Annotated in this window: 19 protein-coding genes; 11 read left to right on the top strand and 8 right to left on the bottom strand. The window is 45.2% G+C overall.

The window, feature by feature from the left end:
• Window positions 1–15: 15 nt before the first annotated feature.
• Window positions 16–2,517: an ATP-dependent Clp protease ATP-binding subunit gene (locus PHILAsVB114_RS06500; RefSeq protein ID WP_095698549.1), complete on the top strand. Its 2,502-nt coding sequence runs from the start codon at window positions 16–18 to the stop codon at window positions 2,515–2,517.
• On the opposite strand, the gene PHILAsVB114_RS06495 is transcribed toward PHILAsVB114_RS06500, so the two are convergent.
• From PHILAsVB114_RS06495 to PHILAsVB114_RS06485, 3 genes are read right to left on the bottom strand one after another with little or no spacing between them, the layout of a single operon-like run.
• The gene (locus PHILAsVB114_RS06495) at window positions 2,514–3,326 is read right to left on the bottom strand and encodes an iron-sulfur binding domain-containing protein (RefSeq protein WP_204246788.1); all 813 of its coding nucleotides are present in this window, start codon (window positions 3,324–3,326) and stop codon (window positions 2,514–2,516) included. The genes PHILAsVB114_RS06500 and PHILAsVB114_RS06495 overlap by 4 nt on opposite strands.
• Before the next feature lie 35 nt (window positions 3,327–3,361).
• Entirely contained in the window at window positions 3,362–4,729 is a 1,368-nt protein-coding gene (radA, locus tag PHILAsVB114_RS06490; RefSeq protein WP_095698547.1) for a DNA repair protein RadA, read from the bottom strand.
• Window positions 4,730–4,756: 27 nt separating this feature from the next.
• A complete protein-coding gene (locus PHILAsVB114_RS06485; protein ID WP_095698546.1) occupies window positions 4,757–5,566 on the bottom strand; it encodes a DUF3109 family protein in 810 nt (269 codons plus the stop codon).
• A gap of 31 nt (window positions 5,567–5,597) precedes the next feature.
• On the opposite strand from PHILAsVB114_RS06485, the gene proC reads away from it, so the two are divergent.
• From proC to PHILAsVB114_RS06470, 3 genes are all read left to right on the top strand, one after another.
• Complete coding sequence (proC, locus tag PHILAsVB114_RS06480; RefSeq protein ID WP_095698545.1) at window positions 5,598–6,419, top strand: pyrroline-5-carboxylate reductase; 822 nt, start codon at window positions 5,598–5,600, stop codon at window positions 6,417–6,419.
• 10 nt (window positions 6,420–6,429) lie between these two features.
• On the top strand, window positions 6,430–7,617 hold the full coding sequence (locus PHILAsVB114_RS06475) for a hypothetical protein (protein ID WP_095698544.1): 1,188 nt from the start codon (window positions 6,430–6,432) through the stop codon (window positions 7,615–7,617).
• Between the two features lie 66 nt (window positions 7,618–7,683).
• Window positions 7,684–7,782, top strand: a complete 99-nt coding sequence (locus PHILAsVB114_RS06470) for a 30S ribosomal protein bS22 (RefSeq protein ID WP_009612566.1) — start codon at window positions 7,684–7,686, stop codon at window positions 7,780–7,782.
• Here PHILAsVB114_RS06470 and PHILAsVB114_RS06465 read toward each other — a convergent pair whose 3' ends face one another.
• A complete protein-coding gene (locus tag PHILAsVB114_RS06465) occupies window positions 7,783–10,146 on the bottom strand; it encodes a fibronectin type III domain-containing protein (protein WP_095698543.1) in 2,364 nt (787 codons plus the stop codon).
• A 35-nt stretch (window positions 10,147–10,181) separates the two neighbouring features.
• On the opposite strand from PHILAsVB114_RS06465, the gene PHILAsVB114_RS06460 reads away from it, so the two are divergent.
• Window positions 10,182–10,508 carry a hypothetical protein gene (locus PHILAsVB114_RS06460; RefSeq protein ID WP_095698542.1) on the top strand — a complete coding sequence of 109 codons (327 nt, stop codon included), beginning with the start codon at window positions 10,182–10,184 and terminating at the stop codon, window positions 10,506–10,508.
• Window positions 10,509–10,766 carry a glutaredoxin family protein gene (locus tag PHILAsVB114_RS06455; protein ID WP_095698541.1) on the top strand — a complete coding sequence of 86 codons (258 nt, stop codon included), beginning with the start codon at window positions 10,509–10,511 and terminating at the stop codon, window positions 10,764–10,766.
• Here the strand turns inward: PHILAsVB114_RS06455 and PHILAsVB114_RS06450 are convergent.
• From PHILAsVB114_RS06450 to PHILAsVB114_RS06435, 4 genes are read right to left on the bottom strand one after another with little or no spacing between them, the layout of a single operon-like run.
• Complete coding sequence (locus tag PHILAsVB114_RS06450) at window positions 10,729–12,378, bottom strand: DNA repair helicase XPB (RefSeq protein WP_095698540.1); 1,650 nt, start codon at window positions 12,376–12,378, stop codon at window positions 10,729–10,731. The genes PHILAsVB114_RS06455 and PHILAsVB114_RS06450 overlap by 38 nt on opposite strands.
• On the bottom strand, window positions 12,371–13,474 hold the full coding sequence (locus tag PHILAsVB114_RS06445; RefSeq protein ID WP_204246786.1) for a M20/M25/M40 family metallo-hydrolase: 1,104 nt from the start codon (window positions 13,472–13,474) through the stop codon (window positions 12,371–12,373). Before PHILAsVB114_RS06445 ends, PHILAsVB114_RS06450 begins: the two co-directional genes overlap by 8 nt.
• A complete protein-coding gene (locus tag PHILAsVB114_RS06440) occupies window positions 13,471–15,666 on the bottom strand; it encodes a helicase-associated domain-containing protein (RefSeq protein WP_095698539.1) in 2,196 nt (731 codons plus the stop codon). Before PHILAsVB114_RS06440 ends, PHILAsVB114_RS06445 begins: the two co-directional genes overlap by 4 nt.
• Before the next feature lie 45 nt (window positions 15,667–15,711).
• Window positions 15,712–16,479: an HAD family hydrolase gene (locus tag PHILAsVB114_RS06435; protein WP_095698538.1), complete on the bottom strand. Its 768-nt coding sequence runs from the start codon at window positions 16,477–16,479 to the stop codon at window positions 15,712–15,714.
• A gap of 50 nt (window positions 16,480–16,529) precedes the next feature.
• Here PHILAsVB114_RS06435 and PHILAsVB114_RS06430 point away from each other — a divergent pair, with 50 nt between their 5' ends.
• From PHILAsVB114_RS06430 to ccsB, 5 genes are read left to right on the top strand one after another with little or no spacing between them, the layout of a single operon-like run.
• Complete coding sequence (locus tag PHILAsVB114_RS06430; protein ID WP_095698698.1) at window positions 16,530–17,153, top strand: histidine phosphatase family protein; 624 nt, start codon at window positions 16,530–16,532, stop codon at window positions 17,151–17,153.
• Complete coding sequence (locus PHILAsVB114_RS06425; RefSeq protein WP_095698537.1) at window positions 17,150–17,692, top strand: TlpA family protein disulfide reductase; 543 nt, start codon at window positions 17,150–17,152, stop codon at window positions 17,690–17,692. The genes PHILAsVB114_RS06430 and PHILAsVB114_RS06425 overlap by 4 nt, the downstream gene beginning before the upstream one ends.
• A complete protein-coding gene (locus tag PHILAsVB114_RS06420; RefSeq protein ID WP_095698536.1) occupies window positions 17,689–18,414 on the top strand; it encodes a cytochrome c biogenesis CcdA family protein in 726 nt (241 codons plus the stop codon). The genes PHILAsVB114_RS06425 and PHILAsVB114_RS06420 overlap by 4 nt, the downstream gene beginning before the upstream one ends.
• Window positions 18,415–19,881: a cytochrome c biogenesis protein ResB gene (gene resB / locus PHILAsVB114_RS06415; RefSeq protein ID WP_095698535.1), complete on the top strand. Its 1,467-nt coding sequence runs from the start codon at window positions 18,415–18,417 to the stop codon at window positions 19,879–19,881.
• Window positions 19,882–20,796, top strand: a complete 915-nt coding sequence (ccsB, locus tag PHILAsVB114_RS06410; protein WP_095698534.1) for a c-type cytochrome biogenesis protein CcsB — start codon at window positions 19,882–19,884, stop codon at window positions 20,794–20,796.
• Window positions 20,797–20,799: the final 3 nt, after the last annotated feature.

The raw sequence follows: 20,799 nt of genomic DNA, 5'->3' as shown, positions 1-20,799 counted from the left end.
AGAAGGAGACCACCAATGTTTGAGCGGTTTACAGATCGAGCCCGACGCGTTGTTGTGCTGGCGCAAGAAGAAGCTCGCATGCTCAATCACAATTACATTGGTACAGAACACATCCTTCTTGGACTTATTCACGAAGGCGAAGGCGTTGCAGCCAAGGCCCTCGAATCTCTTGGAATTTCACTCGAAGGTGTTCGCGCACAAGTAGAAGAAATTATTGGACAAGGTCAGCAAGCACCAAGTGGCCACATTCCTTTTACGCCGCGCGCTAAAAAAGTTCTTGAACTATCACTTCGTGAAGCGCTACAACTTGGTCACAATTACATTGGAACAGAACATATTCTTCTTGGACTTATTCGTGAAGGCGAAGGCGTTGCCGCACAGGTTCTTGTAAAACTTGGCGCAGATTTAAATCGTGTACGTCAGAGTGTTATTCAACTTCTCTCTGGTTACCAAGGAAAAGAAGCAGTTGCATCCGGTGGACCAGCAGAAGGAACACCATCGACATCTTTGGTACTCGATCAATTCGGTCGCAACCTCACACAAGCAGCGCGTGAAGGAAAACTCGATCCAGTAATTGGTCGCGAACTTGAAATCGAACGCGTGATGCAAGTTCTTTCACGTCGCACAAAGAACAACCCAGTATTAATCGGTGAACCAGGTGTTGGTAAAACTGCTGTTGTTGAAGGACTTGCACAAGCAATTGTTAAAAATGATGTGCCAGAGACTTTGAAAGATAAGCAGCTGTACTCACTAGATCTTGGTGCACTCGTTGCAGGTTCACGTTACCGCGGAGATTTCGAAGAGCGTCTAAAGAAAGTTCTCAAAGAGATTAAAACTCGCGGCGACATTATTCTTTTCATCGATGAAATTCACACACTAGTTGGCGCAGGAGCCGCCGAAGGTGCAATAGATGCTGCAAGCATCTTGAAGCCAATGCTTGCTCGCGGTGAATTACAGACAATTGGTGCAACCACACTTGATGAATATCGCAAGCACCTAGAAAAGGATGCAGCGCTAGAACGTCGCTTCCAACCAATTCAGGTTAAAGAGCCATCTGTGGCTCACACAATTGAAATTCTTAAAGGTCTACGCGATCGCTACGAAACACACCACCGTGTATCAATCACAGATGGTGCACTCGCAGCCGCTGCAAACATGGCAGATCGTTATGTCTCAGATCGTTTCTTGCCAGATAAGGCAATTGATTTAATCGATGAAGCAGGTTCACGTCTTCGCATTAAGCGCATGACAGCACCAGCTGAATTGCGCGCATTCGATGACAAGATCGCAAATGCTCGTAAAGAAAAAGAGTCCGCAATTGACGGACAAGATTTTGAAAAGGCAGCTGGACTTCGCGATACTGAAAAGAATCTCATCGCAGAAAAACTAGAAGCTGAGAAGCATTGGAAAGCAACTGATCTAGATAAGGTCACAGAAGTTGATGAAGAGTTAATTGCACAAGTTCTTTCTGCCTCAACTGGTATTCCAGTATTTAAATTAACAGAAGAAGAGACAGCAAGACTTCTTCGTATGGAAGATGAACTACACCGCCGCGTGATCGGACAAGATCAAGCAATTAAGGCGTTGTCACAAGCAATTCGTCGTACGCGCGCTGGTCTTAAAGATCCAAAGCGTCCTGGCGGATCATTTATCTTCGCTGGTCCTTCCGGTGTTGGTAAGACAGAACTTTCACGCACACTTGCATCATTTTTATTCGGAGATGCTGATGCGTTAATCCAACTCGATATGTCTGAGTACTCAGAACGTCACACCGCATCACGTTTATTCGGTGCACCTCCGGGCTATGTTGGATATGACGAAGGCGGACAACTCACTGAAAAAGTTCGTCGTCGTCCATTCTCCGTTGTGCTCTTTGATGAAATTGAAAAAGCACACCCAGATATCTTTAACTCACTTCTTCAAGTACTCGAAGATGGTCGCCTAACAGATGCGCAAGGACGCACTGTTGACTTCAAGAACACAGTCATCATCATGACTACAAACCTTGGAACACGCGATATCTCAAAGAGTCTTGGACTCGGCTTTGCAAACACTGATGATGATCTAACAAACTACGAGCGCATGAAGGGCAAAGTTAGTGATGAACTTAAGTCACACTTCCGTCCAGAATTCCTCAACCGTATTGATGATGTCATCGTCTTCCACCAGCTCACTAAGGATCAAATCATTCAGATCGTTGATCTCATGATTGCAAACCTTGATGAGCGCTTGCGTGCAAAAGATATGGGAATCGAACTTACAACTGCTGCTAAGGGATTACTTGCAGATCGTGGTTACGATCCACTACTTGGTGCACGTCCACTTCGTCGCACAATTCAACGTGAAATCGAAGATGCACTCTCAGAGCGCATTCTCTTTAGCGAACTCAACGCTGGTGAAATCATCGTTGTAGATGTTGAAGGCGAAGGAACCGAAGCTAAGTTCACATTCACAGGTGCACCAAAAACTACAACACCAGATTCACCTGAAAATCTTGCAGAGGCTCCAACTGCCTAATTAGGTAACGAGTATTTACTTCTGGCCGATTGGGTAATTAACCCATCGGCCAGAAGTGTTTTCAAAGCCTTTTCTACTTGTGATTCGAGTACCCATAACTTCTTAATCTCTTTTTCTGTGAGTGAATCATTCTCACGAAGTGCTTGCACAATGATTCCGCGGCACTGTCTATCGGTGCCATTCCATGCTTGTGTGCGCTTTGGTTGATCTGATTGTGGGTAATTAAGTGATCGCCACTTACAGGAATCCGCGACTGGACATATTTCACACTTAGGTTTTTGCGCCGTACAAATCAGCGCACCGAGTTCCATTGTTGCAGCAGCCCACATATGTGCATTCTTTGTTGGCACTAACTCTGCGCGTGCTGCGCGCTCTGTTTTATTGGGCGCAGCAGTTGGGGATTGAACACCGTCATAGATACGAGAGAACAAGCGACGGATGTTGATGTCCAGAACGAGTGAGCGTTCTTGGAAAGCAAATGCCATAACCGCTGCCGCCGTGTAATCACCGATGCCAGGTAATTTACGTAGTTGGATTTCATTATCCGGAACTTTGTTATTAAAATCTGACGCAATTACTTGGGCGCATTCTCGTAAGCGCAATGCACGACGTGGATAACCGAGTCGTCCCCACTCTTTAATTACATCAGCCGCAGACGCCGCTGCTAAATCTTTTGGAGTTGGCCACCGTTTCATCCAAATGTGCCAGATGGGTTCTACGCGTGCGACGGGAGTTTGCTGCAACATTATTTCTGAAACTAAAACGCCCCATGCACTTGTCTTTCTCCATGGAAGATCACGTTTGTTCATTTTAAACCAAGTGGTGATCTCTTTTTCTAAGTGGCTCATTCGCCGTTAATTTTTACCCTAGTGAGAGCTTGATCAAGTCGAGAAACTTCTACGATTTCCATTCCGGCGATCTTTACATCAGAGCCTGCAGGAACAAGTGCGCGTTTGAATCCAAGACGAAATGCTTCAGCAAGTCTGCGTTCTACACCGCTTACTTTTCTTATTTCACCAGCTAAACCGACTTCACCAATTGCAACAAGGTCTGCTGGAAGAGCTAAACCCTTTGCAGCAGATGCCACAGATAGAGCCAGTGCAAGGTCTGCAGCCGGTTCGGACATCTTCATGCCGCCAACAGTTGCTGCATAGACATCGCGCCCACCAACTTTTACATGTGCACGTAGTTCAAGAACAGCCAGAGTCATTGATGTGCGGGCTGAATCCAAACCACTTGTGACGCGGCGTGCATTACCGAAATCATTTTCACGCCCCGCACTTACTAGTGCTTGAATCTCTGCAAGTAGCGGTCTGCGTCCTTCGAGTGTGACTGTTACGCATGTGCCAGGCACAGGCTCGCTATGGCGTGAAGTAAATAGGCCCGTTGGATCCAAAACACTTTCGATGCCACTATCGCTGAGGTCAAAGCAACCAACTTCATCGCTTGCGCCAAATCTATTTTTAATCGCACGAATTAAGCGAAGGCGTGAGTGACGCTCGCCTTCGAATTGCAGGACAACATCGACGATATGTTCAAGCATGCGAGGACCTGCAATTGAGCCATCTTTTGTCACGTGACCAACTAGAAGCAGAGTGATGTCGCGATCTTTGCAGATACGAATAAGTGCACCAGCAACTTCGCGAACCTGTGTAACACCACCAGGTGCGCCATCTGCTGCAGCTGAACCAATAGTTTGGATACTGTCGATAATTAGCAGCTGCGGTTTAACGATGTCGATATGAGAGATAACGGCGCTGAGATCTGTTTCTGAGGCTAAAAATAATTCGGAATCAATTGCGTTAATGCGTTCTGCGCGCAAGCGAACTTGAGATGCTGACTCTTCACCGCTTATATAGAGGGCGCGGATTCCAACTTTTGCAGTTTGCGCGGCAACAGAGAGAAGAAGAGTTGATTTACCAACACCGGGTTCACCGGCTAACAAAATTGCAGCACCTGGAACGAGTCCGCCACCGAGAACGCGATCTAATTCGCTGACTCCTGTTGGTTTAGCACTTGCGGCCGATAGATCTACATCGCCGATTGGTGTTGCTTTATGTGTTACTGCGCCAGGAACAAGTGATAAACGCTTTGGTGCATTTATTTCTTCGACAGTGCCCCATGCCTGACATTCACCGCAACGGCCAACCCACTTGTTCGCACTCCACCCACATTCGGTGCAGCGAAATGGATCCTTCTCAACCTTTGCCATGGCGCTTAGCCTAGAGGCAAGTACTGACTATTTGCCTGCCGCAATTGTGGCTGGGTGTTGAATAACAAAGAGTGGAAGTGAACGCTTTTGCGCATCTTTGATGCCGGCAATGCGCTGATCGCATAGTTTGGCCAGCACTGCGTAAGCATCTTTGCCCATGAGAGTCTGCAACTCGGTTTTGTTTGAAATATAAACCGGTTGTGATCCAACGTGAGCTTCAGTGTTGCTTGTGCAGTACCAATCGAAATCTTCTCCGCCTTCGCCCCATGCAAGACGCTCGTATTCTCCGATAACTGTTACAGAAATTTCGCGCTCGCCGAATTCGCGAGTTTCAAATGAACGTCGCAGTGGTAATTGCCAACATACATCTGGTTTTGTATCAACAAAGTGAATTTTTTCTTTTTCTGCCAAGTGGTGAAGTACGCAACCAAATGAACCAGTAAAGCCATCTGCTTTGTGACCCTTACGATTTAAGAAAATGCATGCGCCATCTATGGTGCGAGTCTTACGTTCTTTATCTTCATCTTTTTCTGAAATTTTTAACTTGCCACCAGATTTCTTTGGCTGTGCTTCATCAAAGAATTGCCACATTTCTGGAGTCAACATTGCGGCGGCCTTTAATGTGCGCTCTTCATCTTCTTTATCTGAATACATTGCACCTTCAGTGCAGCAGCCATCATTTGGACGATCTTTAAATACACCTTTGCAACCATCGCCATAAATACAGGTCCAGTTGGAGGTCAACCATGTGAGGTCGCACTTAAAGATTTCTTCGGCGTCATTAGGGTCAGTGAATTCAACCCAATCACGTGCGAACCCAGGCTTTATTTCAGACATAGTTGCAGAGCGTACAGGTATCCTTAGCAACATGAGTACCGAAACAAAGCCACTACAACCTTCACAAGTTGGTGTTATCGGTGCCGGAGTTATGGGCGAAGCACTCATTGCAGCCCTGATTAAATATGGAATCAAAGCTTCATCTATATGTGTCAGTGAAAAGCGTGAAGAACGAGCACAAGAGCTCATTGCAGGCTATGGAATCTGTGTCTGCGACCTTGCAACCAATGTCAGCGGTAGCGATGTCTTACTACTAGTTGTTAAGCCACAAGACATGGCTGCTGCATTAGATGAGATCAAAGGCTCAATCAAGGCTGGTGCACTAGTTATTACATTTGCTGCGGGTAAGAGCACTTCATTTATCTCATCGCACCTAGGTGCAAATAACCCTGTTATTCGAGTGATGCCAAATACACCTTCATTAGTTGGCGTTGGGATGTCAGGCATGTCTCGCGGTGCTGGCGTCAGTGATTCACAGGCAGCCTTTGTTAGCGCATTTCTTGGCGCAACCGGAAAGGTTGTTGAAGTGACAGAAGATTTACAGGATGCAATTACGGCAACGAGCGGATCAGGGCCGGCGTATTTCTTTGCATTCGCCGAACACATGATTGACGGCGCTATGGCACTTGGATTATCTAAAGATGTAGCAACAACTTTGACGGCGCAAACAATGCTCGGGGCTGCAACATTGTTAGATCAATCAGGAAAGAGTGCAACAACTCTGCGTGAAAACGTAACGAGTCCAAATGGAACAACTGCTGCTGCGCTGGCATCTCTTAATGAATCAGATTTTGGGGGCATTGTTGCAAAAGCAATGAAGGCAGCGCGTGATCGTTCGCAGGAACTTGCGTAATTACATACCCGTGAAAAAGATTGTAGTTTCACTTCTTTCTCTCTCACTTATTTTTTCTACACAAGGCGCAACTGCTGCTCCAAAACCAGTTACTGTAAAAGCGATGGTTGCTCTTAACCTTGCAGCACCTGTCACTGTAGATACAAAAATGTTTGTTGTTGGTTCATCAATTGTTTTGCTCAATGATTCAAGTGTTCGTGCTATTGGCTCTGACGGAATCGAAAAATGGCGTTTGGCCCTGACGCAAGGAGTTGCAAGTATTGTAACGGCAATGGCTGCAGATAGCACAGGAAATATTTGGATTGCAGGATCTAGCGCTGTTGCACCTGTTGTGACACCAAGTCCAACACCAACTGCAGTGCCAATTAATCCTGACAATGTAGTTGTAGATCCAAAGGTTCCTATGCGCGCAGATTTAACTGTTGCAACAATATGGAAGGTTTCAAATACAGGCGCACTCGTAGCAACGTATACAGCTGAGCCGCTTACGGCGTTACTCATAAACTCAATTGCAGTTAATGCTAAGGGAATTACTCTCGGTGGAGTGCGGGCCACAGATACTGGAAATTCTGGAGTAATTCTCAATGCTGACTCAGAAGGAAAATTTGTAAAACCTATTTTCCTTGGAGTAAGTGATACCACTATCGATGTAGTTGTTCGTGGAACCGATGCCAGTGTGTATGCGATTGGAAATAGCGCTGAAACTCTTGCTGGAAAGAAAGTTGCGGGATATCGCGACGGAATTATTGCAAAGTACTCAAGTGCAGGAAAACTTACTTCTTTAATACGCAGCTCTGCGGCCAAAGCTAAGCGTGAATGGCTCTCTGCAACAAATTCGCTATTTTTAACAGGTTCTGTGCAAACGGGTCAAAAGTTTGAGAGCGCTTTAACTAAGTTTGCAACTAATCTTTCACCATCGTGGACTTATAGATTTGCATCCACTGGTGCTACATATTCTGCACTCGGTCCAGGCGGCTCTCACTTTGCAGCATTTGCATCTGCTTCTGCGATAAAAGGAATTACTAATTGGAAACCAAGTAAACCAACTGCGCTGCTACTTACATTTGATAGCAAAGGCGTATTAGTCGATGCGAAGAGTGCCGTTGGAACACCGATAGCCCTTGGGTATTCAAAGGATCTAGGAATCGTGCTTATGAGTACTAGCCAGACGGGCGTTTCGATTTTTCGACTCACTTAGCGATAACCTAAGCCCCGTATCGCAGCCACACATTTGTGGGTGCCAATAAAAGAGAAAGCGTGACAAATGGGTTCCGTAATTAAGAAGCGACGTAAGCGTATGGCGAAGAAGAAGCACAAAAAACTTCTAAAGAAAACTCGCATCCAGCGTCGTAACGCTAAATAATTACGCAGCTTTTAGCAGTACAACTTTTCCGTTAATACCGGCGACTGCGTAGCGAATCTTCTTTAAAACAATCCACGCACTAGCAATTGGCTCTGTCGATTGCCATGAGGAAGCAAGTGCTATCGCCGATTGCCCCTTAGAAAACTTTGCGTAATCAATCGCGCACAAACGCCCTAAACAATTAAAAAGAAGAGTTTGAGAATCACTACTTAATAATTCATTGGGTGTTCCATAGTTTGAAGTCGAAGTCGTCACAACTGCAGCGGCAGTACTTAAATTCAGAGTTCGTAGCAGAGTTGGATCCGGCATAGATAACATGGTTGCTGAAAACCAAGATGCCATAATTCCCTTGGCACTCTTTGCAATTTCTACGTCGTAACCCAAAATTGCTGCATCCATAGTCGGTGATTCAAGAGTTCGGTATAGCCAGGCACCAGGATCAAAAGTTGTTCGGGTGGCTAATCTAATTTCACCTGATGTTGCATCACGGTTTTGATTAATCGTTAAAACTGAGTCGTATATGACATAGGTTTTATTGCCATCAACTAGCGCCTTCATGTGGAATGCAACATCGCCTGTCGTGCGGAAATCAGTTTTACGATCACCATCGACTAATTCGTAATTCCAATCTCCGCCAAAGTTCTTGTAGGCACCGAGTAACACACCCTGTGTTTCATCTCGGTAGAAGACTTGAATACCTTCACTTGTGATGGCACATGCGTTTGAAACACTGACGTTACTTGCTGTTGGAACACGAACAATTTCTTCGTAAGACTGAACTTTGGCAGCATTTCCATCGACAATTTCGCGTGCAATTGTTGGGCCATTTATGGTTGCATGACGCAAATCATTATCAGTTTTATCGGCATAGAAGACATGCAGTGTTTGTTTTAGATTCTTGCCGCTAACACACAAAGAAACCTGCCCGGAAATATCACTATCAACCGTTGTTTTTTTCCAAGCCTTACCGTTCCACGTTGCAAGCTTAAGAATGGAAGATTTTGAATCCACGTATGCAAATACAGGTTGTCCATTTAATGTCGTTGAGGTAATCGATCTGGCATCTGCGGCCGCATCGATTACTTGTGAGGTCCAGGCAGCACGAGGTGTGACAGTTTTGGTAACTACAGTCGGCGATGCCCCCTTTGCATTTGATGCAACTATCTCAAATGTGTAGCTGGTCCCATTTTTTAAACCAGTAATTATTGCAGGGCTATCTGCAACGCTCTTTTCCTTGCCAGTATTAACATTTTTAATAATGTATTCACTGACTTGAGTTGTGCGTGAATTTAATGGCGGACTGAAGGTGATGATTGCTGAAGCATCTGCAATCAGTGCTTGAGCATTTAGAACTTCACTCGGCACACCAGCTGCAAGGCCTGGCGCCGGCTTATTTCGTAGATCTTTCATCATTGCCAGCAAAATCGGACCTGGTTCGTTAAACACTTCTCCTGCTTCAAGATTCGGAGTCATCACAGCATTAGTGCCAGAGTTTGCAAAAGTGTTTTCATCCAAGTGACTTACCGACGAACCTGCATCGTAATTAGATGGCGTATACATAAGCGGTTTGGTCCCATTATTTGCAGCGATACCTTCGGCACCTGACCACACAAGTTTGTCTTTAAGAGCTTGCCCTAATTCAAAAGATGGCGATGGTAGATCGGCTAAGCGATTTCCATCTTGTGTCTGCAAGAACGCATCAAATGGTGTTGGTTGTTCGAGTATTCCAACATATTGTCCTTTTGTGCGATCAAATATGTAGGAACTAGTTGAGAGAAAACCTAAGCCGTGCGCCAATTCATGAAACATTACTGACTTGAGGTCGTATTCATAGCGCGTTGGTTTTCCGAGTCCATCTAAATCCCATTCAGCTTCAGAGTTAATCTGAATGATAATTTCAGGATTATCTAGATCTAAATCTTTTCCAGCTATTGCATTTGCAAGAGCGGACGCGTACCAAAGCGATGAGTCAGGTGCACCAGCGAACTTTGCGTAGTAACGATCAGGACGGGCGCTTCCTAAAATATCTGTAGTACTTGAGCGACTCCATGTTGCATCAACATTTATTTCAACCTTTGAATCAAAGTTGGCTGCCCATAAATCAACTGCGGCCTGAACTTGATTCTTGGCCCAATCTGGAAAATTCTTATAGTTCACAACAAATTTCGAACGTCTTTCTAAGTTGGCAGATTGCGTTGCAGGCACCGATAGAACTTGCGCACTTGCTTCAGCGGCGTATGTATAACCCCACACAGTTGATGGGGCTACAAGTGGCGCCGCTTCGGCCGGCGGTATGGAGAGTAAAGATGCCAGGAGAATAAATAGAAGCCCCGTTGTGGTGCGGGTGCTGGTTCTCGTTTGCATATGTGCAAAAGGTATCAGGGTGAGATGATTTAGCCATGGACGAGAGCAGTGCAACCAACTTCGATGATCTTTATTCTCGGATGAAGGCTGAACGCCCAATTTCCCTAGATTTTTCAGAAGAACCAAAGAAACCAGAACCAACTTTGGATGAAGCGCGTGAAGATTTAGCAAAATCTGTCAGCGAAATTGCACACGCACTATTTGCTAAGAAATTCGGTCCACTCGTTGGTTCTGTAACACAGACAACAGTTAACGCCGTGCTCAAAGATCTTGAGAAGAACGCATATAGATTAAAAGGTGATGTCACACTCGTTGCCGAAGAGTTTATTGATCGGGCAATGAATAAGAAGCGGAAAAAATAGTTGTCTCAAACAGTCATTACTGTTTTTTCAAGACACGGCTGCCATCTCTGTGATGTGGCAGTAGAAACTCTTGAATCCATGAAGAGCGAATTAGATTATTCAATTGAAATTACTTACATAGATGGCAATGCCGAACTTGAAAAACTATATGGCGAACAAGTTCCAGTAACTCATATTGATGGCGAGCACCACGATTTCTGGCGCGTTGATCCGGAACGATTTAGAGCTTGCCTTGAAACACATCGTCAGCGTCAATAATTTTGTAGGCATACCCTTGTTCGGCTAAGAAGCGCTGACGATTTTGAGCAAAGTCTTGGTCAATAGTGTCGCGTGAAACAACTGAATAGAAGGTTGCACTTCGGCCATCGGACTTTGGTCGCAAGATACGACCTAAGCGTTGCGCTTCTTCTTGGCGTGAACCAAATGCACCCGATACCTGAATTGCAATAGTTGCATCAGGTAAGTCGATAGAAAAGTTAGCGACCTTAGAAACAACTAAGCAGGTAATTTCGCCAGTCCTAAATTTGTTAAACAGTACTTCGCGCTCTTTTACAGGAGTTTCGCCCTTGATAAGTGGAACCCCAAGTACTTCGGATAACTCATCGAGCTGATCAATGTATTGGCCGATAACCAAAATCTGCTCACCTGCATGGTGTGCAACTAGTGATTCAACGACATTTCGCTTTGTACGAGTTGTTGCGCAGAATCGATATCGCTCTTCTGGTTCAGCCGTTGCATATGAAATTCGCTCGGTTTCACTCAGATTTACACGTACTTCCACACATTGGGCGGGAGCGATATATCCCTGAGATTCAATCTCTTTCCACGGCACATCAAATCTCTTTGGACCAATGAGTGAAAAGACTTCACCTTCCATTCCATCTTCGCGAACCAATGTTGCAGTTAGTCCCAAGCGACGTCGAGATTGGATGTCGGCTGTAAAACGAAAGATTGGTGCAGGTAAGAGATGTACTTCGTCATAAATGATTAATCCCCAGTCATGAGTGTCAAAGAGATCTAGGTGGGCGTATACGCCATCTTTTTTCTTTGTCATGACTTGATAAGTTGCAATTGTTACGGGGCGAATCTCTTTCTTTGCACCAGAGTATTCGCCAATCTCATCTTCATTAAGAGTTGTGCGCTTCAGTAACTCTTCACGCCACTGACGTGCTGCGATTGTATTTGTAACAAGAATAAGTGTTGTTGCTTTTACATGTGCCATTGCTGCAGCGCCAACAATTGTTTTTCCAGCACCACAAGGCAGTACAACCACACCAGAGCCACCGTGCCAGAAACCTTCAGCAGCTAACTCTTGGTATGGACGAATTTTCCAATCATCTTGCTTAAGTGCAATTTCATGGGCTTGTCCATCAACGTAACCTGCGAAGTCTTCTGCGGGCCAGCCGAGGCGAAGAAGTGATTGTTTGATCTGCCCACGCTGACTTGGGTGTACAGCAATAGTTTCATTATCAATTCGCACACCCAACAACGGTGCAATCTTTTTAGCACGGATTACTTCTTCAAGGACAGCAGTATCAGTTGTCACAAGAATTAAGCCGTGAACGGGATCTGCTTCAAGGCGCAGGCGACCGTAGCGAGACATTGTCTCTGCAACGTCAACAAGAATTGAGTGAGGGACCGCGTAGCGCGAATACTTAATAAGTGTGTCGATAACCATTTCGGCATCGTGTCCTGCAGCACGTGCATTCCAGAGACCAAGATTTGTTAATCGATATGTGTGGATATGTTCTGGAGATCGTTCAAGTTCTGCAAATGGGGCAATAGCGCGGCGACATTCTGTTGACATTCCATGATCGATATCTAAAAGCAGTGTTTTATCGCTCTGAACGATCAGTGGTCCATCAGTCATTGAGTAAGTCCTTAACAAATTCATGCAAGAAAGCGCTGCGCTCTTCAAGGGCCTTAATGCTTATCCACTCAGTTGTGGCATGTGCACCAGAGCCAACAGCGCCAAGACCATCTAGAACTTTGGCACCAGCGGCTGCTGCAAAGTTTCCATCGCTGGCACCGCCAACAGATGCATGTCCAAGTGGTGGCATTCCAATACGGGCAGCAACTTTTTCTGCGCGTTCGTAGAGCTCCATAGTTGAAGTTGTTTCAAGTGGTGGACGATTTAATCCACCAGTAATTTCAATACGCGCTTCTGGATGTAGTGGTTTTAAGGCACGTATAGCGGCGTCAACGCGATTGATTTCATCCGTTGAAAATGATCGTGCATCAATATCTAGAACTGCATAATCAGGAACGGTATTAGTTGAGTTTCCGGCTTTTACAAGAGTTGGAACAACAGTTGTCTGCTTCTCTTTGTTTTCTAAGGATGCAAGTGAGGTAATAATGTGTGCAATTTCAGTTGTTGCGTTAATTCCCTTTTCAGGTTCCAGTCCGGCGTGTGCGGCGCGGCCATGCACATGTACTTGATACATCGCTGTGCCCTTGCGACCAGTCTTTACTTTTCCATCAATTGCAGCTTCTAGTACAAGAACAGCCTTTGCCTTTGATGACACATCTTGAATTAATTTACGAGATGCGTGACTTCCGGTTTCTTCATCAGTTGTGCCGATCAGTGCAACTGAGCCGCTAATTCCCTTAAGCGCAAAGAGTGCTTGAACAAATCCAGCCTTCATGTCATATGTGCCAGGACCACGAAGAACATCGCCATTTATTTGCCACAGTGGAGTAAATGAGCCAATTGGCCAGACTGTGTCTAAGTGTGCGAGTAAAACAACATCAGGTTGCGCCGCGCCCCACCAAAAAACTGGGCGACCTTCTATTTGGCGAATCTCTGCAGGAGTTCCAAGTACACGAGTTGCAATATCACTTGCTAAACGAACAACATCGTTGCACGCATTGAGATCTTCAGTAGGAGATTCACACTTCACTAAAGCTTCAAGGGCTGCCAACATAGGGTTAAGTCTGCCGTATTCGCCTTGCTTCTCGCTTGTCATAGCGGTGCAACCCCCGTAATACGCGGAATTCTAAATGTCTGCATCTCGCCTGTGCCGTGGTCGCGAGCAATCAGCGAACCAGCAGAGATTTTGAGTGGATCAATAATGCGATGCGAAACGGCTCCATTGTTATCTGCATAACCAATTGAGAGAGAACGTTGCTCCTGAATGTATTTGAGCAAAACATCCAGAGTTTCATTTGCAGTTGTGCGAGGTAATGCACCGAGTGCGTTATTTGCAATATTACGAAGCGTACTCTGCTTGTGACTAGATTTTTCGCCCACGCGAATTGTGCGTATAGCTGCAGCCAGTGCAGCATCTGTTGGAACTTCTAGCTCACCAATAATGCGGGGAGGACGCGGCTTAGATTGCGCTCTTGATGAACGCGGACCCGTAAGCAACATTCCATTTGCTGATTCAGCAGCAGGAAGATATCCAGCGTTGCGAAGTACGTTCATTACATCGTGTGCATCCATGTCACAGATCATTACTTCAGGTGCAATTCTACGAAGAGATAAAATATCTAAACGCTTATCGCTAATTATCTGCGTAATAAGTGCGGGATCTTCACAACGGATAAAAGATGATGTATTTCCAACTCGCAGGCGACCATGCTTTTTGGCAACATCTGAGATTAAGTACTCAAGTGGTTGTGGAATTGGAGTCTTAGAAGTCTTACGCAAGAAAGCAATAATTTCATCGCCGGTTTTACCGTGATCTAATCCACGACGAATAGTTGTGTCAGTAAATCTGTAAACAGTTGCGCCACCGCGACTTTCGATATCACCAATGATTGCAAGGACTGCAGCAACATCATGGACAAGTGGTCCTGGAGCTATTGCGGTGTTATCGCTTTGAATAAGGATGTGATCAACTGGTTGTGGAAGATCTGTATTGATTATTTCTAGTTCAGCACCTGTTAAAAACTCTTGTCCATACTTAGAAATAACGCCTTGGCCTGTGATTCCAAGCCACTCTGCTTCACGAAGTGTCCACTGCACCATCTCTTCTTGCAGACCAGGGTTTCGCTTTGATGGAGCACACCATTTAACGCGCTTGGTAAAGCTTTCTAACTCTGGTGCAACTTCTTTGTTTTCGGCTAAGAGTTCTAAAACTAATGCGCGAGTACTTGCAGCATTGACTCGATCTAATTCAGGCCCAAGTGCTGCGGTGTTCTTTGATTCAGCGCGACCAACTAGTCCGCTCACGCGAGATGTAATAAGCCACGGCGACGCAATTGCTTGCCATCTAGTTGAGGCACTTTGTGTGAGCCAGATATCGAAGTTATTAGTTGGCAAAATTTTGTCATCGGCATCGATAGTGACAAGTCCTGCGAGATAAACAAGTTCAGCAACGAATGCAGCGCAGTTCTCATCAATACCCATATGTGTTGCAATAATTTTTAAGTCGCGCACACCAAGGCCGCCAGCACGAAGCGCGTCCGCTGGCTCTTGTGCCCAGTACTCAAGAATTTCATCAACCCAACGCAGAACTGTTGCAACGTTGGCAATGGCTGCAAGTTCAACGCTTCGTGCATCTCGCTTGGCGCCCTTAATGGGTGGTGGTGTCATTTCACGTTCTTTATGAACTTTTCCACCGCGCAGATAAATGCCTACTTCGCGCGGAAGAATTACTGTGCGCTGATCCAGGGGCACCATAAAGTTTTCTTCAAGTAACCACGTGACTCCAGGACCGGGATTTTTAATATCTCCAACGCTTCCGCGAGGTGGTCCCCAAATAAGTCTTTCTAATACTTTCTTTGCAGCCGCTGGCGCTTCATCTAACTTTTTTAACGTTAACTTCGCCATGGAAGCAGGACCAAGACCTGCAATCTCACTACCTAATACATCGCGCACAGAGTTAGGCAATCTCATGCCGTCATCTGCTGGATAAATAAGTCCACGCGCTATTAATTCAGGCAGGACTTCTGCAGCAGCCTTTTCAGTCAGAGCAATTATTTGCTTTTCATTAAATGGTTCGTTAACAACTGCGCATGCTTCCAGAACTTGAAACTGCCATTGATTGAGTGCATCAATTGCGCGAGCAAGACTTGGTGCGCTGCATGCACGAACAGCAAGGGATGCAATATCTGATGGAACTGGAGAAATCAGATCGGCTCGGTGTGTGAAGAGCTCTAAAAGGGCGTCATCATCTACGGAACGTAGATAGTCGGTAAATGAACGCATTTGCATAACTTGCCTACATTACAGGGGTTTAGTTCCTGTCGTGAAATCGAGTTAGCGTGAACGCCTACGAGGTGCCAACCAGATTCCGGCGGCAGCAAGTCTTGAAACCGTGGGTCCGATTATTTTGATGATAAAGCGCGCACGACGAAAATCGTGAATTGGCCATCCTTCTGCAAGTGCACGCAAACTTAGAATTGCATCTGGGTTAATTGCCGATGGATGCCCCACTGATTCAAGTAACGGAAAGTCATTGTGACTATCGGAATACGCGTAGCACTCAGAAAGTGCAAAGCCCTTTTCTTTGGCAAGTGCTGTAATCGCAACTGCTTTTTCTTTTCCGTGCAATAACTTGCCCAACATTTGACCTGTGTATTTTCCATCGCGAACTTCAGCTTTGCTTCCAAGGGCTCCGGTAAAACCCAAATTCTTTGCAATCAAAATTGCCATATCTTCAGGGGCTGCAGTGACAAGCCATACTTCTTCGCCTGCGTTTAAGTGTCTTTGTGCAATATTGATAGTTCCTTGCCAGCACGCAGGAGAAACAAATTCATCATAGATTTGTTGAGCGATTGTTTGAATCTCTGCAACATCGTGGCCGCCAATAAATTGTGTAGCTGCATCTTGAAAGCGTTTGATTTCATCTTGTTTTTCTTTGCCAGTTAAACGAAAACGTAAATTGGCAAATGCGAAGCGCGAGAGATCTGTCTTGGTGAAATAGCCGCGTTTATACATTCCTTTTCCGAGGAAGAAGAGCGTAGAGCCGCGAATAAGCGTGTTATCTACATCGAAAAAGGCAACTCGGTTGGTTGTGAGCGCCATGTCACAACCTTAGCGAGAAGAGAAGGTTTATGACGCTTTATGCTTGGTGCATGAATTCGACGGTACATGTGGTCAGACATGGCGAGGTACATAACCCGCAGAAAATTCTTTATGGCCGTCAACCTGGTTGGACACTTTCAGAACGCGGTCACAAAATGGCAGCAACATTGGGAGATTGGTCAAAGAGCATTGATCTAGGTGCGTTACATGTATCACCCCTACAACGTGCACAAGAAACAGCAGGACCAATAGCCACCGCGCACAATATGAAAATTACAACTGATGAACGATTAATTGAAGCGGCAAATGTATTCGAAGGAAAACCCTTCGGAATTGGTGATGGTGTTTTAAAGCATCCCACAGCGTGGAAACACTTATGGAATCCATGGAAACCTTCATGGGGTGAGCCTTATGAAGAACAAATCACTCGAATGCTGGCAGCAGTATTTGCAGCACGTGATGCAGCAAAAGGTAAAGATGCAATTGTTGTTTCCCACCAATTACCAATCTGGATTCTTCGCAGCGCCATTGAAGGTCGTCGCCTTCTTCATGATCCACGCAAACGCGAGTGCTCATTAGCAAGTGTGACCAGTATTCATTTTGATGATGACGCAATGATTAGTGGCACTAGTTATAGCGAACCTGCTGCTCATCTATTGCCACCAAAGAAATGAAAATTAGAAACCTAATCCTTTTGCCACTCATCACCGTGGCACTTTCATCATGCGGTGGAGGAGGCTCATCGATTGCTGAAGAGAGTTTCATCTCTGGCAACGGAAGCGTTTCCTACATTAAACAATCAGATCGAATTGCAGCACCAGAACTTTCTGGCATGACTTTATCTGGAAAGAATTACACTTTTAGTGGTGGCCAAGTTGCTGTCGTTAATGTGTGGGCATCTTGGTGTGCGCCGTGTCGCGCAGAAGCACCAACACTTAAAGCGCTCTCAGAAAAATACACAGATGTTGCATTTATCGGAATTCTTACACGGGATAATCCAGTAAATGCAGAAGCATTCGAACGTCGTTTTGCAATTCCTTATCCAACACTCATTGATGATTCAGTTTTGATTGGGTTTAGAAAGTCATTACCAGCTAATGCGATTCCATCTACTGTCGTCATAGATAAGAGCGGCAATGTGGCGGCGCGTATTTCAGGTGAAGTGACAGTTGCATCCCTTAGCGAACTCATTGAGAAGGTGAGTGCGGAGTGAAGGAATTCTTTGTAGAGCAGATACTCGATGGCTATTTAATTACAGCATTTCCGATTGCGGTCATCGCTGGTTTGATTTCCTTTCTATCACCATGCGTATTGCCGCTAGTACCTGGCTATATTTCTTATGCCGCAGGGTTTTCAAAGAGCCGTGGTCGAGTACTTCTTGGATCATTTCTTTTCGTTGCAGGATTTAGCGTTCTCTTTATTTCATACGGCGCTTTATTTGGTGGCTTCGGTGCATACATTTCAGATAATGAAAAACTCATTACATCTATTTTGGGAGTCTTTACAATCGGACTTGGTCTGATTTTTATTGGCAGGTTTCCATTTGCACCTACTTATCGCGCAAAGATGCCAACAACTCTTGGCTTAGTTGGTGCACCATTGCTCGGATTCTTATTTGGTGTCGGTTGGACTCCATGTATCGGACCTGCGCTCGGTGCGGTACAGACACTTGCGTTTCAAGAATCAAGTGCGTTGCGTGGTGCAATTCTTTCTTTAGGTTATTGCATTGGATTAGGCGCCCCGTTTATGGCATCTGGTTTATTTCTTGATCGCTCTCAGAATCTGCGAAGTTTCTTAGTTCGTCGTGGCGATCTGATAGCAAAAATAGGAGGAGTACTTCTTATTCTTATCGGGCTTGCTCAAGTCTTTGGTTTATGGGCAACATTTAACAACGAGATGCGTTCGTGGATCTCAGATTTCATTCCGGTGGTTTAAATGAAAGAGACCGTACCTGAGATTGGCACAGTAGGACTCCTGCGATTTGCTTGGCGTCAGCTAACAAGTATGCGTACTGCACTTGTCTTGTTGATGATGTTAGGTGTTGCTGCAATACCGGGATCACTTATTCCACAGCGCACACAGAACCCAGTTGCCGTTAGCGATGTGTTTATCAATTCGCCAACTAAGGCACTGTGGTACGAAAGATTTTCATTATTTGATGTCTATGCATCCCCTTGGTTTAGCGCAATTTATATTCTTCTATTTGTCTCACTCATAGGCTGCGTTCTTCCCCGAGCTTTTGAGCACTACAAAGCTTCACGCGCGCTGCCACCTGTTACACCGAAAAATCTTTCTCGAATGGAGTTTCATTCAGAGTGGAAGGGTGATGGAGATGAACTTGAAATTGCTCGGCAGTGGTTTAAGAAAAATAGATTTAGAGTCCGCGAACTAGATGGCTCGATTTCTGCGGAAAAGGGATTTACTCGCGAAACTGGAAACCTTTTCTTCCATCTGGCGCTAGTACTAATCCTTATTGGTGTGAGTTTGGGATCACTCTTTGGAATGCGCGGAGATGCGATTGTTAATGTGGGCGAGCGATTTATAAACACACCGACTACCTATGACTCACTCTCATTTGGCAAGTTGTTTAACGAAAAAACTCTCCCACCATTTTCAATAGAAGTTGATAAATTCGTTGGCAAATATGATCCTGTTACTAATGCACCGCTGGATTACACGATGTGGGTCACGGTGAAGAGTGGACCAGATGCAACACCTGAGAAAAAGGTTGTCAAAGTAAATAGCCCACTTACATTTGGAAGTACTCGTGTTTATTTACAAGCTAATGGATATTCACCAATTGTTACGGTCAGAGATGCAGTAGGAAATGTTGGGTATCAAGGTCCGGTTCCGTTCTTGCCACAAGATTCAAATTTATCTTCAACAGGTGTAATAAAAGTTCCTGATGTAACACCACAACTTGGCTTCGTTGGATCTTTTTTCCCAACAATTGGTCGTGCAAATGGCGGCGGTGGAGTTTCTGTTTTCCCAGAAGCGTTAGATCCACGTTTATTTTTAGCTGCGTGGACGGGTGATCTTGGTTTGGATAATGGCCGCCCACAATCTGTCTATCGAATTAACACAGATGTGATGAAGCAAATAGGACTTAAATCACTTTCACCAGGTGAGACCTATACATTCGCAGAAGGTTCAATCACATTTGAAACCTATGTTCCGTGGGTTAACTTGCAGGTGGTGCGAGATCCCGGAAAGAGTTATGCGCTAGTTGGCGGTATCGTTGCGATACTTGGATTACTTGCCTCTCTCTTTACAAGAAGGCGGCGAATCTGGGTAAGTGTGAGTAAGAAAAAAGTTGAAGTCGCAGGATTAGCAAAGAATGCAGCACCTGGACTTGAATTAGAAATTGCACAACTGGCAAAAGCTTTAGGGAGAGCAGAGTAAATGTCTACAACGTGGGCCTATATTTCAAATTACCTGGTGTATTCATCTATGGCGGTTTTTGCCCTGGCATTTATTGCTCACGCATATGAAACTGCATTTGCTGTTCGCGCACCGCACTTAGCTGACTCTGCAGAAGGTAATTTGCGTACTAAAACTTTTGATTACACGCGAACTGAAAAAGTTGCACGCGTTGCCACTGCAATGATGATTTTGGGATTTGTTCTTTTGTTTGCTGGAGTAATCGCCCGTGGGGTATCTGCCGGGCGTGTGCCATGGGGCAATATGTATGAATTTTCAATTACAGGTGCTCTTGCATTTACTGCAGCATATTTAGGTGCACTTCGTAAATATGATCTTCGCTGGTTAGGTCTGTTTGTTTCTATTTCAGTGCTACTTGCACTCGGCACAGCTGTCACAGTTTTATATGTACCAAGTGCTCCGCTTGTTCCTGCACTCAAATCTGCTTGGCTTGTCATACACGTTTCAACTGCAATTATTTCTGGCGGAATTTTCTTACTCGCAAATATTATTGCCGGAGCGTTTTTGTTCTTAGACTCTATGGAGAAAAAAGGTGAGCGAGCACCCTGGGCAAAACGTCTGCCCTCGTTAGATGTTTTAGATCAACTCTCTTACCGTCTTGTCGCTTTTGTATTTCCACTCTGGACATTTTCAGTTATTGCGGGAGCAATTTGGGCTGAGAGTGCGTGGGGAAGATATTGGGGTTGGGATCCAAAAGAGACGTGGGCGTTTATTACATGGGTTGCATATGCAGCTTATTTACATGCACGCGTAACAGTTGGTTGGCGCGGTCGTCGTGCTGCATGGCTATGTATTTTTGCTGGTTCTACATTTCTATTTAACTATGTGTACGTAAATGTATGGGGAACCGGAAAGCACACGTACTCAGGTTTATAAGTT

Origin of the sequence: Candidatus Planktophila limnetica, from assembly GCF_002288365.1 — a bacterium.
GTDB classification, from domain to species: Bacteria; Actinomycetota; Actinomycetes; order Nanopelagicales; family Nanopelagicaceae; genus Planktophila; species Planktophila limnetica.
The sequence above is the reverse complement of the archived record's forward strand: the minus strand, read 5'-3'. Positions and strand labels throughout refer to the sequence as shown.

Bases quoted from the DNA above. Each gene is read 5' to 3' on its own strand.
- PHILAsVB114_RS06500 (WP_095698549.1), top strand. From the start codon at position 16: ATGTTTGAGCGGTTTACAGATCGAGCCCGACGCGTTGTTGTGCTGGCG.
- PHILAsVB114_RS06495 (WP_204246788.1), bottom strand. From the start codon at position 3,326: ATGAACAAACGTGATCTTCCATGGAGAAAGACAAGTGCATGGGGCGTT.
- radA (WP_095698547.1), bottom strand. From the start codon at position 4,729: ATGGCAAAGGTTGAGAAGGATCCATTTCGCTGCACCGAATGTGGGTGG.
- PHILAsVB114_RS06485 (WP_095698546.1), bottom strand. From the start codon at position 5,566: ATGTCTGAAATAAAGCCTGGGTTCGCACGTGATTGGGTTGAATTCACT.
- proC (WP_095698545.1), top strand. From the start codon at position 5,598: ATGAGTACCGAAACAAAGCCACTACAACCTTCACAAGTTGGTGTTATC.
- PHILAsVB114_RS06470 (WP_009612566.1), top strand. From the start codon at position 7,684: ATGGGTTCCGTAATTAAGAAGCGACGTAAGCGTATGGCGAAGAAGAAG.
- PHILAsVB114_RS06465 (WP_095698543.1), bottom strand. From the start codon at position 10,146: ATGCAAACGAGAACCAGCACCCGCACCACAACGGGGCTTCTATTTATT.
- PHILAsVB114_RS06460 (WP_095698542.1), top strand. From the start codon at position 10,182: ATGGACGAGAGCAGTGCAACCAACTTCGATGATCTTTATTCTCGGATG.
- PHILAsVB114_RS06450 (WP_095698540.1), bottom strand. From the start codon at position 12,378: ATGACTGATGGACCACTGATCGTTCAGAGCGATAAAACACTGCTTTTA.
- PHILAsVB114_RS06445 (WP_204246786.1), bottom strand. From the start codon at position 13,474: ATGACAAGCGAGAAGCAAGGCGAATACGGCAGACTTAACCCTATGTTG.
- PHILAsVB114_RS06440 (WP_095698539.1), bottom strand. From the start codon at position 15,666: ATGCAAATGCGTTCATTTACCGACTATCTACGTTCCGTAGATGATGAC.
- PHILAsVB114_RS06435 (WP_095698538.1), bottom strand. From the start codon at position 16,479: ATGGCGCTCACAACCAACCGAGTTGCCTTTTTCGATGTAGATAACACG.
- PHILAsVB114_RS06430 (WP_095698698.1), top strand. From the start codon at position 16,530: ATGAATTCGACGGTACATGTGGTCAGACATGGCGAGGTACATAACCCG.
- PHILAsVB114_RS06425 (WP_095698537.1), top strand. From the start codon at position 17,150: ATGAAAATTAGAAACCTAATCCTTTTGCCACTCATCACCGTGGCACTT.
- resB (WP_095698535.1), top strand. From the start codon at position 18,415: ATGAAAGAGACCGTACCTGAGATTGGCACAGTAGGACTCCTGCGATTT.
- ccsB (WP_095698534.1), top strand. From the start codon at position 19,882: ATGTCTACAACGTGGGCCTATATTTCAAATTACCTGGTGTATTCATCT.